Raw genomic sequence first — 16,687 nt, 5'->3', positions numbered from 1 at the left:
TATAGACTAGACAACATATATAATTAACTATACCATTATTTAATTGTACTGTTTTTATATTTTATTCATAGTTATATATAATTTATTCATATCTATATGGAATATTCACATTGATATAAATATTACTTCTATTCTATAAATTAATATATATTTTTTATATATTTATATTAATTATTATTTAATTTTTATATAATCATTATTTAATTTATATTTAATTTATATATATTTTTCATTTCTTCATTATTATTCATTATTTTTTATTTAATTTTTTCATGATTTAATGATTTTTGATATAATTATTTATAGTATTAAAATCTATTATTTAATTATGAACATAATTAAAAGGAGAAACAATACAAATCTAAGAAGATTAAATGAGATTCTGAAAGTTTTCAGCAAATATGAGTTTGGTTTTGTAATTGAGAGAATAGGTTTAAAACACAAAATTCCATTTTTTGGGCATTCTAATAAATATGAATCATTAGAGGAACTTGATGAATCATTGCCTGTCAGATTAAGAAAAACATTACAGGAATTAGGTCCTGCATATATCAAATTAGGACAAATGATAAGTACTCGGCCTGATTTGGTTGGAGAATTGATTGCATCTGAGTTTTCTAAAATGCAATCTGATAATCCGACTGTAGAATTTTTAGAAATAAGAAAAATTGTTGAAGAAGAATTAGATAGTCCTATAGATGATATATTTGACATATTTTATGAAACTCCTTTGTCTGCTGCATCTATTGGTCAAGTTCATGTAGCTAAGTTGAAAAATGGTCCTTATGTTGCAGTTAAAATTCAAAAACCAGATATTGAAAATGTAATAAAAAGTGATTTAGCTATAATGAAATTTCTAGCTAAAAGAATTGACCAATATATTCCAAAAGCTAAGCCTTATAATTTTCCCACTATAATTAAGGAATTTGAAAGGTCAATTTTAAAAGAAATTGATTATAATCAAGAATTAAATAATATGGAGCATTTTAAAAAGATATTTGATGATGATGAAACAGTTCATGTTCCAAAAGCATATTCTGAATTTTCAACTAAACGGGTACTTACTATGGAATATGTTAATGGGGAAAAAGTTTCTGATGTTATATTGTCAGAAGGAGTTTATGATAAAAAATTAATAGCTCAAAGAGGAATGAAATCTTACTTCAAACAGATTGTAGATCATGGGTTTTTCCATGCAGATCCACATCCGTCTAATGTTTATATTTTAAAAGGTAATATTATTTGTTACATCGATTTTGGAATGATGGGATTTCTTGATAACGAGTTTCGTGAAAATTTAACTGAATTATTCGTATATTTTATTGAAAAGAATGTTAAAGGAATGATTAATCAGTTATCTTATATGGGAATATTAAACAATCGTGTAAATAAAAAGGATTTAAGCTATGATTTAATGGATTTAATGAATAAATATTATGGAGTAGAGTTAAAGGGAGTTCATGGAGGAATGATGGATTTAATATCTATTATGAGGGATTATGAAGTTACTATGCCAAGAGAATTTGTTTTAATCTCTAAGGGCCTTTCAATGTTAGAAGAAACAGGTATAGAGTTAGATCCAAATTTTGATACAATATCAACACTTGAACCATATGTTCGTAAAATAACAGTTAGAAGATTAAGCCCATTTAGATTAGTTAAATTTATTAAAGATAATATTTTTGAAATTGAGCATATATTAAAGACACTCCCACTAAATATATCTAAAACACTTTATAAGTTAGAAGAAGGCAAGCTACTTATTGAGCTAGAGCATAAAAATTTAGAAAAAATGACTAATAGAATTTCAATTTCAATGATTTTATCAGCATTGCTTATTGGATCTTCACTAGTTATATTATCTGATAAAGGCTTTATGATATTAGGTTTGCCGTTTTTAGGAATTATAGGATTTATTTTCAGTGCTATATTGGGGTTATGGCTAATTATATATACATTAAGAGGAAAAAATTATTAAAATTAAGATTAAAATAAGGGAAGATTAAAATATATAAGATTAAAATAAGAGAAGATTAAAATAAGGGAAGAATAAAATTAAAAAATTATAATTAATATTTTTTATTAAAAGTTTTATTAAAAACTGATAGATTGGAATTTTAGTGGTTAATAGCTTCTTTTACTTTATCAAAAAATCCTTTTTCATAAGTTTTTATCTCTTCACCACTTATTTCAGCAAATTCTTTAAGTAATTCCTTTTGTTTTTCATTTAATTTTTGAGGAACAACTACACTAGCTGTAACATAAAGATTTCCTTTGGAATTTCTCCTCATTATAGGCATACCTTGACCTCTTAAGCGGAATACACTACCACTTTGAGTTCCAGGAGGTATTTTAAGTTCTACTTCACCATCAATAGTAGGAATATCTATAGAATCTCCAAGACTAGCTTGAACAAAACTGATTTGTTGTTCATAATAAAGATTAGGTCCTTCTCTTTCAAATTTTTGATGTGGTTTAACATTAATTAAAACAATCAAGTCTCCATATCCACCATTAAAATCTCCAGCATTTCCTTCACCAGGAACACGAAGACGAGAACCAGATTCCACTCCAGCAGGAATTTTTATACTAATTGTATTATTTTCTCTTACTTTTCCTTTCCCATTACAGTTCTTACATGGGTCTGTTATGATTTTTCCTTCTCCTCTGCATTCAGGACAAGGTCTTACATTCATCATTTGGCCTAAAATTGTATTAGTCACTTGTTTCACTTGACCAGTTCCACCACATGTTTGACATTCTTTAGGATTGCTTCCAGGTTCAGATTTGCTTCCATGGCACACTGGACATTCTACATCATGCATTATAGAAATATTTTTTTCTATATCTTTTGATGCTTCTTCTAAAGTTATATCTATTTCTGCATAGATATCAGATCCTCTTTGAGGACCTCCTCTTCTGTTTCCACCACCAAATCCAAACATTTCAAAGATATTCCCCATGTCAAATCCACCACCAAATCCTTGGAATATATCTTCAAAATTAACATTTCTGAATATGTCTTCATTAGAAAAGCCATCCATACCAGCATGACCAAACTGATCATAAGTTTTTCTTTTTTCCTCGTCAGATAAAACAGCATAAGCTTCACTTATCTCTTTAAACTTCTCAGTAGCTTCTTCATCTTCAGAGACATCTGGATGGTATTTCATAGCTAATTTACGATAAGCTTTTTTTATTTCTTTTTTATCTGATCCCTTCTCTACCCCGAGAACATCATAATAGTCACGCTTTTCTGGCATTTATTCACCTAAAATATAAAATTATTTATAAAATAAAAATTATCAATTTTTTTAAGTTTATTTTGAATATTAACTTCATTTATTAATATTAATCTTATATATTAATATAAGCTTACTTATGAATATAATTTTTTAAATATAAAAATAATTAAAAATAAATCAATTATTAAAAATAAAATTTAGGATATATAATAGCTTTGATTATATTAGTTTTAATTATATTTTAACTACTATATCCATTAACTACTATAATCCATTATTTAGTAATATATTATTTAATAATGTATTATTCAGTATATATCTATTACATTATATATTTTATTTTTATTACAAATATATTTATTTTTTAACTTCATAATCTGCATCAATAGTGTCATCATTGTTAGACTCATTATCTTGGTCTTGATTTCCACCTTGATCTGCTGCCCCTTGTTGAGCTTGCTGTGCTGCTTGAGCTTCTTGATAGATTTTTGCACCTAATTCCTGAACAATTTTTGTTAATTCTTCAGTTTTATCTTTTATAGCTGCAATATCATCACCAGTTATTAATTCACGAAGTTCTTTAACTAAATTTTCAATTTTAGATTTTTCATCATCAGATACTTTATCTTTAAGATCTTCTAAGGTTTTTTCTGCAGTATAAATCATAGAGTCTGCATTATTTCTAACTTCAATTTCTTCTTGTTTCTTTTTATCTTCTTCAGCATGCACTTCAGCTTCTTTAACCTTTTGATCGATTTCATCATCAGATAATTTAGTTGAAGCAGTAATTGTAATAGCTTGCTCTTTACCAGTTCCCATATCTTTTGCAGATACATTTATAATACCATTTGCATCAATATCAAATGTAACTTCAATTTGAGGAACTCCTCTTGGTGCTGGAGGGATTCCTACTAATTGGAACCTTCCAAGAGTAGTATTATCAGATGCCATTGGCCTTTCACCTTGTAATACATGAATATCCACAGAAGTTTGATTATCTGCAGCTGTTGAGAATATTTGGCTCTTTTTAGCAGGTATTGTTGTGTTACGGTCTATGAGTTTAGTTGCAACTGCCCCCATTGTTTCAATACCTAATGAAAGTGGAGTAACATCAAGAAGTACAAGATCTTTAATTTCTCCTGCTAATACTCCTCCTTGAATAGCTGCCCCCATAGCTACACATTCCATAGGATCAATTCCTCTTTCAATATCTTTTCCAATATATCCTTCAACGAATTTTTGGACTACTGGCATTCTGGTAGGTCCACCAACGAGAATTATTTTATCTATGTCTCCTTTTGTCATTTTAGCATCTTTTAATGCTTGTTCCATAGGGCTTCCACATTTTTTAACAATAGGATCAACTAATTCTTCAAGTTTTGCTCTAGTAAGATTGTTTATTAAATTTTTAGGACTTCCATCAGTTCCCATAGTAATGAATGGTAAATTTACTTCACTGGTTAAGGTGGTTGAAAGTTCTATTTTTGCTTTTTCAGCTGCTTCTCTAAGTCTTTGAACTGCTTGATCATCATCCATAAGACTTATACCTGTCTCTTTTTTAAATTCATCAGCTAAATAGTTCATTATAGTATTATCCATATCGGTTCCACCGAGTTGTGTGTCACCACTTGTAGATTTAACTTCAAATACTCCTCCACCAAATTCCATAATGGTTACATCAAGAGTACCTCCACCAAAGTCAAATACCATAATTTCTATTTCATCTGCTTCTTGTTTATCAATTCCATAAGCTAAACTTGCTGCTGTTGGCTCATTTACAAGACGTACAACATCTAAACCTGCTATAGTACCAGCATCTTTAGTAGCTGTTCTTTGATTATCATCAAAATAAGCTGGGACAGTAATAACGGCTTTTTTCACTTCTTCTCCAAGGAATGATTCTGCATCTTTTTTAATTTTTTGAAGAATAAAAGCAGATATTTCTTGGGGAGTATATTCTTTTCCCTGAACTTTAACTTTCCTGTCAGTTCCCATACTACGTTTGATTGCACTAATTGTATTTTCTGGGTTTGTAACAGCTTGTCTCCTAGCTGGCTCTCCAACTAATCTCTGTCCATCTGGTGTAAAAGCTACATAACTTGGAAATGCTTTACCATACTGACTAGCTCCTTCTGCACTTGGTATTACAGTTGGTTTTCCACCTACAAGAACTGCTGCAGCTGAATTACTTGTTCCTAAATCGATTCCTATTATTTTTTCTTTTTTATCTGCCATGAATATCACCTATCTAATTTTTTGTATTACTTTTTATTTTTATTATTTTTTATAAAATTTTATTTTTATTAAAATCTATTAAAATAGCTTATATATTAAAATTTTTTTAATAAGAATTATCATTAATTATAAGATTTATATAAAATAAGATTTATTTATATAAGAGTTATTTTTATATAAGACTCATTTTATGTTATATAATATTTATTTTAAGTTATATGGGAATTATTTTAACTATAAGAATATTTTAAAGTTATATAAGAATTATTTTGATTTATATAAGAGTTATTTGATTTATAAATAAATTTATTTGGCTAATTTATTTTTTACAAACTCTAACTTTTGAATATTTAATTACTTTATCTTTTAGAGTGTATCCTTTCATTAATTCATCAATGATTTCACCATTCTCATGTTCTTCACTAGCTTCTGCCATTAAAGCTTCATGTTTAAATGGATCGAATTTTTCGCCTTCTGCAACTATTTCTTCAAGTCCTTCTTTTTCTAAAGTTGATTTTAATTTGGAATATATTAATTCTACTCCTTCTCTTAATTCTTTTTCAGTTTTAGATTGTTTAAGAGCTCTTTCAAGGTCTTCATAGCTATCTAATATATTCATTATTAAATTTTCATTTGCAAACTTAATGATTTCTTGTTTTTGTTTTTCAGTTTGTTTTTTAAAATTTTCAAAATCAGCCTGAAGGCGTTGAATATGAGACATATATTCACTTATTTCTTCATTTTTGTCTTCAAGGTCTTTTTCTATATTAGCTAACTCATCTATCTTTATTTTTAACTCTTTCTGAGTATCATCAAATTCTTTTTCCTGAAGCTTCATTTTTTCTTTCATTTCTTTTATTTGCTCTTCAAGATTTACTATTTTTTTGTCATTAGCCATCAATTCACCTTTTTTAATAATAATAAAAGAAAGAATTTTGTTATAATTAATAAATTTGATTAATGAATTTATATAGTTTGAAATAGATATTAATTATTAAAATTTCTAATTTATACAATTAAATAATTGTGCAATTAGAAAAAATTAAATGTTTTCGATTATTAAAATTTTGGGTTGAGTTTAGTTTTATTTTAATAATAAAAACAATTATTTTTGAACTCATATTTGGACTTTTTTCTATCAAATTTATTAAAGTAACAAAAAGTTATCTTTCTCATTATCTTATAGTAACAAAAAGTTATATAAATGTTTCGATATATAGTTAATATGATGATTATGATAGGTGATAATTTTAATAATAAAAAAAATAATAAGAGCAACTTTGGCACTAATACTAAAGAATTTATTAGTGATAATGATTTAAACAATTTTAATGCTCCTAATCCTTATAATATTACTGATAATAGTAACCAATTTAATAATGTAGATATGGAAGATATTCTTGATGTCATGGGATGTCGAACTAGGAGAGAAATTATTAATTTGTTAAGGGAAGAACCAAGATTCGTAAGTGAAATATCACAAGAGCTTGAAATTGGACAAAAAGCAATTATTGAGCATTTAAGAGCTATGGAAGAAATTGGAATACTTGAATCTTCTTTTAAGAAGATTGTTAGAGGTAGACCTCGTAAATACTACGATATGCCTAATGATTTCACTATTAACATAACTATAACTGAAAATTCTTTTGATGTTAATATTTCTGAGGATATCCTTAATCTTAAACAACTTCCTTCTGGGGATGAATGGTCTAAGTTATTAGATATTGAAAAAAGAATTGATCAAGGGCATTGGGAGGCTGTTGAAGAGCTTAAAAGTCAAATAAGATTATATGAGAACTTAAAAAATAGAGCAGAGTATATTCTTGAAAGAACTCAAATGAAATGAGTTATATATCCTTTCAATTCATCCATATATGTTTATAACAAATAAATATATATTCAAATTATCCATATATCCTCAATTCATATATCTACTCATATATCTTTATATCAATTCATGTTATTCTTTTTATATGCATTCTTTTTATTATACTATTAAATTAATGTTATTCTATTATTCTAATTCTATTATTCTAATTTTATTTATGGCTATATTTAATGAATTTATTTTTTAATTTTAGAAGATGCTATTATGGCCTGTCCAAGTGAGATGGAACCATCACCTGCACAAGAATTTCTATGCTGAATGAATTTAAATCCTTCTTTTTCAATATATTGTTTTGTAGCTAAAGTAATTGCTTCATTATAGAAAACTCCTCCAGTAGCACCAATATAATCAATTCCAACTTTTTCTGCAGCATCTACAGCTAATTTTGCTAACCCTTCACTAATAGCAACTTGTCCAGCATATGCTATCTCTTTTTTATTTTTTCTTTCTTTTATTAAATCCATTATATCTATAAGTATTTGACTAGTATCAAGGACAGGTCTATTATCCACTTTTTTAAATTTTGGTTGGATGGTTATATCTCCATTTGCACCATATGCATATGATTCTAATTTCATAGAACATTCTCCTTCATAAGTTCTTTTACCGCAAATATTTAAAGCTGCAGAAATAGAATCTAAAATCCTACCTGTACTTGTTGTAATTTGGACATTTAGATTTGATTTGATTTGATTTAAAACATTTTTTATTTCAATTTCTTTGTGTTGGAAATAATAAGAATAGTTAGAAATTAATATATTCTCAAGTTCACTCTCTATTTTACTCTCTTTATAATAGTCACTATTATATAAAATAGAAGCTAACATTCTTGCAGGATATTTAGTAGAAATATCTCCTCCTGGCATTTTTTGAGGTTCAAGAGAAGCTAATCTCTCATAATTAGTTAAATCTGTGTAAAGTATTTCTCCTCCCCAAGCAGTTCCATCTTCACCATATCCTACACCATCAGCAGCTATAAAAATTAATTCATCGATAGAATTGTCAATAGCTAATACTGCACCATGAGCATGATGGTGTTGAACTGGAACAACAGGACAATTGAATTTTTCTCCCATTCCTCTAGCTAAACGTGTTGTAAAAAATTGTGGATGCATATCGCATGCTATTAAATCCAATTTTTCTGTTTTTGTAATATTCATCATATTTTTTATAGCTTCTTGAAGAAATTCATAGGTTTTGAACTTGTTTGTATTTCCAATATGCTGAGAAACATAAGCTAATCCTTGTTTTTGAAGTGTAAATGTAACATCAAGTTCTGGTCCAAGAGCTAAAACATTAAAATTACTTTTTAAGCCTTTCAAACTATTTAAATTACTTAAATCATATGGTTCAGGAACATAACCTCTTGATCTTCTTATAAATGACAATTCATTATTTCTATATCTTATTACAGAATCATCGCAACGATTTATAATTTTCCTATTATGTAAAAGGAAGTAATCAGCTATTCCATAGAGACTAGAAAGGATTTCCTTGTTTTTTATCATCATAGGTTCTCCTGGAATATTTGCAGATGTCATAATGAATGCTGGTTCTTCTGTGTAATCAAAAATAAGATGGTGTAATGGAGAATATGGGAGCATAACTCCAATATTATGAAGCTCTGGAGCTAAAAATTCCGAAAAACCATATTTATCATTCTTTTTTAGTACAACTATTGGTCTTTCTTTTGATAATAAAGAATTCATTTCAAGCTTTGATACTTCAGCGAACTTTTTTATTGTTTCTAAATTTGGAGACATAACTGCAAATGGTTGGTTAGGTCTATTTAATCTTTTTCTAAGTTTTTTGATTGGGTTATCTTCAGTCACCTTAGCCACTAGATGTGTTCCACCTATTCCTTTAATTGCTAATATTTTTCCGTCATTTAATAAACTAACTCCTTCTTTTAGAGGGTTACTTTTTTTATTAGGTATGAGTTCTTTTCTATCTTTATCAAATAGTTTTAAAGAAGGCCCACAATTTTTACAACAACTAGCTTCTGCATGATATCTACGGTCACTTGGGTTTTCATATTCTGTATTGCATTCATAACAAAGAGGAAATTCATCCATTGTTGTTCTACTTCTATCATATGGAACTGATTCAATTAAAGTAAAACGAGGTCCACAATCTGTACATGCTGTAAATGGATATTTATACCTTCTATTATTTTGATCATTCATTTCATCTAAACAATTATCGCAAACAGCTAAATCTGGAGGAATAACAGAAGCACCTGAAAAATTGGACGAACTTTCAAGTATATTAAATCCATCTTGAATTTCAATGTGTTCTAACTTTTTTCCACCTTTTCTATCTTTTTCATTTTTTTCATCTATCCAATTTATTTCAATTGAATTTATCTTAGCTATTGGAGGACATTTATTTTTAAGTGTTTTTATGAAATTATTTACATTATCTTCATTTTCAAATAAAACTATTTCAACAACATTTCCAAGATTTCTAACATATCCTGCCATATTAAGAGCATTAGCTATCCTATATACTGTTGGTCTGAATCCAACTCCTTGCACTATTCCTTGGACTAATATTCTAGCAATTTTCATTTATTGCACCATTGAAACCAATTTTATAATATAATTACTCATAATGGGTATGATGATAATTCATATTGATCATATGATGTTATATTGATTGTTATATTGATTATTAGTTATCTAATTATATTGATATATTATTATATTAATTGTTATCACATTGATTATTTTCTTAATTATATTATACTCTAATCATTATGAAATTTTTAATAAATAATAATCAATAAAACAAGACCTAATTAATAATAATAAAGATCTAATAAATAATAATATTTTAATAAAAATGAATATGATAAATAGATATTCAATAAACTATACACAATAAAATATACACAACAAAATATACACAGTAAAATATACATTAAATAAATTACATATTTATAAAGTAGGGTATTTAATAAAGAAAATTATTCTTTAATATTTTTAATAATAATTTTTTAATAAGATAAATTTTATATTGATTGTTTTATATAATTTTAATATAGTAATTACATTAATATCTATAATTTATAATATTTATAATAATTTACAGTATTATTATTTATATTATTTACAGTATTATTATTTGGATTATAAAGTATTATTATTCATCAAACATTTATTCGATCTTCCTTACATTCTTTATCAACAATTAGTTGTGGTATTATGAGAAAAATCCTTGAAAAACTTTTAAAAGGGGAAATAGATATTGAAACTTGTGAAAGTCTTTTGAAAGCTAATACTATACTAGAATTAGATGAAATAGCTAAATTTGATAATAATAGAAAAAATAGAACAGGATTTCCAGAAGCGATTCTGGCTCAAGGAAAAGATTATAATGATTTATTAGCTATAATTAAAGGATATTTTGATAATAAGGGAGAATATTTTGATAATAAGGAAAACAATGATTTCAATAATTCTATTATTCTAACTAGATTGGATAATGATAAATATGATAAATTGAAAGCGGATTTAGCTTATTTAAATGAAAAATTTGATTTTGAATATAATTATAAGGCTAAAATATTAATAATATCTAATAAAATTATTAATAATGAGTCTAATGATGAGGTTAATAATGACTCTAATAATGACTTTAATAGTAATGAAAACTCTAAAAAAATTGGCATAATAACTGCTGGAACTTCTGATATACCTGTTGGTGAAGAAGCTAAGGTTATTGTTGAACAAGGAGGTTGTAAGGCTATAACTTCTTATGATGTTGGAGTGGCAGGTATTCATAGACTTTTTCCACAAATTGCTAAAATGATTGAAGAGAGAGTTTGTGTAATAATTGTATGTGCTGGTATGGAAGGGGCTCTTCCTTCTGTTGTAGCTGGTTTAGTTGATGTTCCTATAATTGGTGTTCCAACTTCTATTGGTTATGGTATTGGTGGAAAAGGTAAAGCTGCTTTGTATGCTATGTTACAATCATGTGCTCCGGGATTAGCAGTTGTCAACATTGATAATGGTTTTGGAGCTGGAGTTTTTGCTCTTACAATTGCTAAAAATTTAAAATAATTACTTTTTTTTCATCGACATATATTATGGTATTGTTGTCTATTAATCATTTTTAAGAGGAATTGAATTGATTTTTAAAGAATTTAACCCTAACAAACATGATACTCGTAAAGTTGCAGAACTTATTTATTCTGTAGATTATAGAACAAATCTTAAAGTTTTTAGATCTAAAGAAAGAGCAGTTCTAGCTATTGAAACTCTACTCTTATCTGGAAAGAACAATTATAATGAAAAGAGTTCTGAAGATTATATCATCGATCTTAATCATCACAATCAGAAAAATAATACTAACATTACTAATAATCAAACATATAATACTAATAGTAAATCTATTAAAAAAACAAATAATCATGATAATAAGTCTAATTATAATAATAAATATAATGATAGAAAGAACAATAAAATTATCAATGATAAGATTATCAATAATAAAATTATCAATGATCAAAGTATAGATAATCAAAATATAAATAATAAAAGTATAAATAATAAAAATGTAAATAATAAAAATATTAATTCTAATGATTTGAATAATAATTCTAAATTTTATATTATATTGGATGAAAATAATTTTGAAGATAATGAAGACAATATAGTTGGAATAATATCTCTTGTTAAAGGTAAAAAAGGTAGCTTATTAAAAGATATTTTATTAACACTTAAAAATTTAAATTTATTAGATTCCCTAAGATTTTCTTTTATATATATTTTAGATTATTTTGTTTTAGCTAAAACTCTTCCAGATGATATTTACCTTGCTGAAATAGCTATTGATAAAAGTCAAAGAGGTAACGGCATGGGAACAGAGATATTAAGTATTATTATTGAAGCAGCAAGAAAAAAAAGATTTAAACGAGTTGTTTTAGATGCTGAATTTAATAATAAGGGAGCAATAAAGCTATATAAATCTTTAGGATTCGAAATATTTGATAAAAAAAGTATTAAATTGTTTAAAAAAGAAAGGGGAATGTATAATATGGAATATCTATTATAAAATTACATACTTATATTAAATGAACTTACAATATTTAGTAAACTATAATAAAATTGCCATATTTAGTAAACTATAATAACATTGCCATATTTAGTAACTATAATTCATGTCTTCTCTTAAATTCCTCTAATAATTCATCTAGGCTAATTTCTTTGTATGCTAAAAGAAGAAGTGTGTGAAAAATTAAATCAGCAGATTCATGAACGAGTTTCTCATTATTTTTTGATGCAATTATAACCTCAGCTGCTTCTTCCCCTATTTTTTCTAAAATTTTATCCTCAGCTAATTTTTTGCTATCTTTCATTATATTAGAAGTATATGAATCAATCGGGTTATTTTTTCTATCTTCTAGTGTTTCATAAATGTCTCTGATAATTTTTTCATTAGTCATTAAGGATCCTTCTTCATTGTATAAATTATATATTATTTATTGGATATATTGGATATGAATTCTTTAAAGCTATTTTTACTTTATTCATTACTTTCTTGTTCTTCATCTTCTTTGGTCCAATATTTACCAGGCTTCATTTTTTCAGGCATTTTTTTCTTTAAACTTTCTGTAATAGCTATAAGTGGATGTTGTGCATCATCAATAATTTCAATATCATCAAAATTATGTATCCCTGCTTTGTCAGCTGTTTTTTCCATACCTAACTCTAAATCCTTGTTTAGATTAATAACATAACAATCAATTTCATTACATCCTAATTTTCTTGCAGCAACGGCTCTGTGATGTCCATCAACAAGTATCCATCTATTTCCACTTTTTACTACAATAGCTGGTTCAGCTAACCCTCTTTTTAATTCATAAGTCCTTCCTTCTAATTCATCAGCATAGACTTTATCTTGAGTAGGTCTTAAATCATTAGTACTAACTTTTTCTCTTTTTAAATTTGTTTTAATTCCATATAATTGTTCTAAAGTCTTTTTAAAGTAATTTACTTTAGTTGGAGTTGATCGTTCTATATGGGATCTAACCATATCTGTGTTTGTTATTATTCCATTAAGTCTTCCATCTCTACCTACAACTGGTAATCTTGAAATTCCTTGTCTAAACATTACTCTAGAAGCATCATTGATAGACATATCTTGTTGAGCAACTACTACTTCAGTTGACATAATATCTTTCACTAACTCTTCCCATTCTTTTAATAATAAGTCAAAAGCAGTAACTATTCCTACAATATGTTCGTTTTCATCAATAACTGGAAATCCATCGTGACCAGTATCTTTCATTAATTTTATAACATTTGCATTAGGTGTATTAGGATTTACACTAATAACATCCTTTGTCATATAGTTTTTTACTAAAGATTTTCCACTCATTTTTCTATACTTCCTTCAATTATTAATTTTTAAAATAGCTATTTTTTCCTTCAATTCCTATTTAATTCAATAATTTGCTATATTAATAATTTTTATTCTATTTAAGTAATTCTTTTAATATTTTTACAGTTTCTCCAGGATCTGCTTTTCCTCTAGTTAATCTCATAACCTGACCAACTAAGAAGTTTAAGGATGCTCCTTTACCTGCTTTATAATCTTCTACAGCCTCAGAATTTTCTTCTATGGCTTTTTTAGCTGCATTTATTACTTCATCTTCTTTTACAACACCTATTAATCCCAAATTTTCAGCTATTTCCTTTGGAGGTTTCTTATTCTTAGGCATTTGTTCAACTATTCTTTGTCCTGCTTTTGTTGTAATCTCTTTATCTTTAAGAAGTTTTAATAGATCTATAATATTATTTGGACTTATTTCACTATCTGCAAATTCAAGTTTATTATATGTTAAAACTCTTTTAAGTTCATCTCTCATCCACATTGCAGAAAATTTTGGATCTATTGATTTAGCTACTTCTTCATAAGCATTAGCTAATTCAAGTTCTGAAGTTAATGTTTTAGCAGTTTCTTCATCTATTTTATATTGTTCCATGAATCTATTGACTTTATGGTGAGGAGCTTCAGGCATAGATTCAGCTACTTCTTCAAGTTGATTGCTTTGAATCTTAATTGGGGGTAAATCTGGGTCTGGTATAAATCTATAATCATCTGCGTCTTCTTTTGTTCTCATACCTACGGTTATCATTTGAGATTCTAAGAATGCTCTTGTTTCTTGTTTTACTTCAACCCCTCTTTTTATTAAATTTTTTTGTCTGATCATTTCAAACTTAAGTGCTTTATATGCACCTTTTATAGAGTTTATATTTTTAATTTCTGCTCTATTTCCTCCTTCAAGGGATATATTGACATCTGCTCGCATGGTTCCTTCTCCACGAGCACATTCACTATAATTTAAGACTCTAATTAGCTCTTTTAAAAATTCACGAGCTTCTTCTGGGGAATGCATGTCTGGTTCTGTAACAATTTCAACAAGAGGAATTCCAGACCTATTAAAATCAACTATTCCAAAATCTGGTTTAAATTGACCTGGATCTTCTTCCATATGTATTTCACGTATTCTGATTCCATTCAGATCTCCTTCATATCCAATTGGAACTGAAGTTCTTTGATAACCAGAAGGTAAATCTGGATAATCATAATGTTTTCTCATGAAATAGGTTATACTTTGGTCTATTTTACAGTTTAACATTAATGCTATTGTTAGGGCATTTTCTAAAGCTTTTTCATTAGTTGGATATGGTTTTGCTCCTGGTTGATTTAAACAAACTGGACAAATGTTTGTGTTTGCTGAAGCATCTTTATAGTTTGTAGGGCAATCACAAAATAGCTTTGAGTCAGTTTTTAGCTGTACGTGAATTTCAAGTCCACATTTCATGTCAATAATAATTCCTCCAATAATTAGAAATACTAATTAGAATTAATAATATATAATTTTAAACAATTTAAACTATTTAACTAAATCATACTTTTAATTTATTCACATCTTTAATTTATTTTCATCTTTAATTTATTTTCATCTTTAATTTATTTTTGATAATATTCTATTTAACTATTTTATATATTATAAATTTTTCCAAATTTAATAATTTGAATTTAATAATTTAAGTTTAATAATTTAAGTTTAAAAAGTTAAGTTTAATATTTATCATTTAATGATTCTTTGATATATCTTTTTATAAAAGGATCTAGATTGGACATATATTCGCTTTCTTTTTTTCCCAGCTGTTTTTGATCTGTAAATGTTCCTTTTAATTTTCTTCCTGCCCAATAAACTTCTTCTTCAACTCTTTTTCCATATTTTGTTCCAAACATTTTAAAAAGAGGAAATTTTGTTATACCATTAGCTCCACTTAAAATTAAGGGACCAATATTGGCTAGATTGTCTGTCCAAGTACCACATATTATTTCAATATCTGGAAAAACAAGTCTTATTGTGGATACTACTCCTGCATAATATAAAGAGGCAGGTTGTGATGATTTTTCAAATTCTGTGTCTTTATGAGGATTTAAAGAATAAAATATTACTCTATCAATTTTATGATTTTTAATGTATTCAATTAAATATTCAATATCATCAGGAGTCTCACCTAGTCCTAAAATCACAGTAATCGCTTTTTTGAAACCTAGTTCTCCAGCTTTATCCAACATATTTCCAATTTTATCTAAGGGTTTGCTTGGACATAGTTTATCATGCAACTTGGGGTTGGCTGTTTCAACTGCTCCAGTTATACCAATAACTTCTTCTCCATATTCCTCTAAATCATTTGTTATACCAATATTTAACCATACTTGATTGTTTGTTATATTATATATTTTTTTTGCTATTTCTTTTATTTCTTTTATTTCAAATGATTCATATCCTCCAGATAAAAATTCTATATTCCAATTTAATCGTTTACACATTTCTGCTTCTGCTAATATACTTTCAACTTTTCTTCTAGCTTTTTTAGGATCTTTAATCTTGTTTTTTTGTGTACTCATATAACAAAAACTACAATCTCCTTTTTCACACCACCATGATAAGAATATTGCTCTTTCTAAACTTATAGTGTTGTATCTTTTTTTTAAACTAAGTTTATTAGCTTTACTGATTAAATCTATAACTTCAAAGCTTTTTATTTTATTTATATATGTCATTTTGTTTCCTTTTGTTTTATGTTAACTACTGTTATTTTATATAATATTATTATTTAAAATATATTATTTAAATTATTAATGATATAAATGATAATATAATATTAGCTAAAATGGTAATATTACATAAAATAATTACATAAGATATAGATTATAATAATAAACTAAAATACTAGATTAAAATAATAGGTTAAAATACTAGATTAATACAATAGGTTAAAATAAT

General features: G+C 26.6%; 12 protein-coding genes. 4 read left to right on the top strand and 8 right to left on the bottom strand.

Annotated features, from left to right (window positions below):
• Positions 1-328 precede the first annotated feature (328 nt).
• Positions 329-1,978: an ABC1 kinase family protein gene (locus MBBAR_RS01005; protein ID WP_080459529.1), complete on the top strand. Its 1,650-nt coding sequence runs from the start codon at positions 329-331 to the stop codon at positions 1,976-1,978.
• 139 nt (positions 1,979-2,117) lie between these two features.
• Here MBBAR_RS01005 and dnaJ read toward each other — a convergent pair whose 3' ends face one another.
• From dnaJ to grpE, 3 genes are all read right to left on the bottom strand, one after another.
• On the bottom strand, positions 2,118-3,263 hold the full coding sequence (dnaJ, locus tag MBBAR_RS01000; protein ID WP_080459418.1) for a molecular chaperone DnaJ: 1,146 nt from the start codon (positions 3,261-3,263) through the stop codon (positions 2,118-2,120).
• 339 nt (positions 3,264-3,602) lie between these two features.
• Positions 3,603-5,480: a molecular chaperone DnaK gene (gene dnaK, locus MBBAR_RS00995; RefSeq protein ID WP_080459417.1), complete on the bottom strand. Its 1,878-nt coding sequence runs from the start codon at positions 5,478-5,480 to the stop codon at positions 3,603-3,605.
• 319 nt (positions 5,481-5,799) lie between these two features.
• Positions 5,800-6,378: a nucleotide exchange factor GrpE gene (grpE, locus tag MBBAR_RS00990; RefSeq protein ID WP_080459416.1), complete on the bottom strand. Its 579-nt coding sequence runs from the start codon at positions 6,376-6,378 to the stop codon at positions 5,800-5,802.
• Positions 6,379-6,867: 489 nt separating this feature from the next.
• On the opposite strand from grpE, the gene MBBAR_RS00985 reads away from it, so the two are divergent.
• On the top strand, positions 6,868-7,326 hold the full coding sequence (locus MBBAR_RS00985; protein WP_225369330.1) for an ArsR/SmtB family transcription factor: 459 nt from the start codon (positions 6,868-6,870) through the stop codon (positions 7,324-7,326).
• A gap of 218 nt (positions 7,327-7,544) precedes the next feature.
• Here MBBAR_RS00985 and hypF read toward each other — a convergent pair whose 3' ends face one another.
• On the bottom strand, positions 7,545-9,938 hold the full coding sequence (gene hypF / locus MBBAR_RS00980; RefSeq protein WP_080459415.1) for a carbamoyltransferase HypF: 2,394 nt from the start codon (positions 9,936-9,938) through the stop codon (positions 7,545-7,547).
• A 636-nt stretch (positions 9,939-10,574) separates the two neighbouring features.
• Between hypF and larB the strand changes: the two genes are divergently transcribed.
• Together larB and MBBAR_RS00970 are read left to right on the top strand one after the other, a co-directional pair.
• Complete coding sequence (larB, locus tag MBBAR_RS00975) at positions 10,575-11,432, top strand: nickel pincer cofactor biosynthesis protein LarB (RefSeq protein WP_080459414.1); 858 nt, start codon at positions 10,575-10,577, stop codon at positions 11,430-11,432.
• 67 nt (positions 11,433-11,499) lie between these two features.
• A complete protein-coding gene (locus MBBAR_RS00970) occupies positions 11,500-12,426 on the top strand; it encodes a GNAT family N-acetyltransferase (RefSeq protein WP_158082488.1) in 927 nt (308 codons plus the stop codon).
• A 97-nt stretch (positions 12,427-12,523) separates the two neighbouring features.
• Here MBBAR_RS00970 and hisE read toward each other — a convergent pair whose 3' ends face one another.
• The 4 genes from hisE to MBBAR_RS00950 all read right to left on the bottom strand — a co-directional run bounded on the left by hisE (position 12,524) and on the right by MBBAR_RS00950 (position 16,464).
• Complete coding sequence (gene hisE / locus MBBAR_RS00965) at positions 12,524-12,817, bottom strand: phosphoribosyl-ATP diphosphatase (protein ID WP_080459412.1); 294 nt, start codon at positions 12,815-12,817, stop codon at positions 12,524-12,526.
• A gap of 80 nt (positions 12,818-12,897) precedes the next feature.
• A complete protein-coding gene (locus tag MBBAR_RS00960) occupies positions 12,898-13,752 on the bottom strand; it encodes a CBS domain-containing ParB/RepB/Spo0J family partition protein (protein WP_080459411.1) in 855 nt (284 codons plus the stop codon).
• A gap of 97 nt (positions 13,753-13,849) precedes the next feature.
• A complete protein-coding gene (gene gatB / locus MBBAR_RS00955) occupies positions 13,850-15,202 on the bottom strand; it encodes an Asp-tRNA(Asn)/Glu-tRNA(Gln) amidotransferase subunit GatB (protein WP_080459410.1) in 1,353 nt (450 codons plus the stop codon).
• A 260-nt stretch (positions 15,203-15,462) separates the two neighbouring features.
• On the bottom strand, positions 15,463-16,464 hold the full coding sequence (locus MBBAR_RS00950; protein ID WP_080459409.1) for a radical SAM protein: 1,002 nt from the start codon (positions 16,462-16,464) through the stop codon (positions 15,463-15,465).
• Positions 16,465-16,687 lie beyond the last annotated feature (223 nt).

Origin of the sequence: Methanobrevibacter arboriphilus JCM 13429 = DSM 1125 (genome assembly GCF_002072215.1) — an archaeon.
In the GTDB taxonomy this organism is placed as follows: Archaea; Methanobacteriota; Methanobacteria; order Methanobacteriales; family Methanobacteriaceae; genus Methanobinarius; species Methanobinarius arboriphilicus.
The sequence above is the reverse complement of the archived record's forward strand: the minus strand, read 5'-3'. Positions and strand labels throughout refer to the sequence as shown.

Excerpts from the sequence above, each read along its gene's own strand:
- MBBAR_RS01005 (WP_080459529.1), top strand. The coding sequence starts at position 329 with ATGAACATAATTAAAAGGAGAAACAATACAAATCTAAGAAGATTAAAT.
- dnaJ (WP_080459418.1), bottom strand. The coding sequence starts at position 3,263 with ATGCCAGAAAAGCGTGACTATTATGATGTTCTCGGGGTAGAGAAGGGA.
- dnaK (WP_080459417.1), bottom strand. The coding sequence starts at position 5,480 with ATGGCAGATAAAAAAGAAAAAATAATAGGAATCGATTTAGGAACAAGT.
- grpE (WP_080459416.1), bottom strand. The coding sequence starts at position 6,378 with ATGGCTAATGACAAAAAAATAGTAAATCTTGAAGAGCAAATAAAAGAA.
- MBBAR_RS00985 (WP_225369330.1), top strand. The coding sequence starts at position 6,868 with ATGGAAGATATTCTTGATGTCATGGGATGTCGAACTAGGAGAGAAATT.
- hypF (WP_080459415.1), bottom strand. The coding sequence starts at position 9,938 with ATGAAAATTGCTAGAATATTAGTCCAAGGAATAGTGCAAGGAGTTGGA.
- larB (WP_080459414.1), top strand. The coding sequence starts at position 10,575 with ATGAGAAAAATCCTTGAAAAACTTTTAAAAGGGGAAATAGATATTGAA.
- hisE (WP_080459412.1), bottom strand. The coding sequence starts at position 12,817 with ATGACTAATGAAAAAATTATCAGAGACATTTATGAAACACTAGAAGAT.
- MBBAR_RS00960 (WP_080459411.1), bottom strand. The coding sequence starts at position 13,752 with ATGAGTGGAAAATCTTTAGTAAAAAACTATATGACAAAGGATGTTATT.
- gatB (WP_080459410.1), bottom strand. The coding sequence starts at position 15,202 with ATGAAATGTGGACTTGAAATTCACGTACAGCTAAAAACTGACTCAAAG.
- MBBAR_RS00950 (WP_080459409.1), bottom strand. The coding sequence starts at position 16,464 with ATGACATATATAAATAAAATAAAAAGCTTTGAAGTTATAGATTTAATC.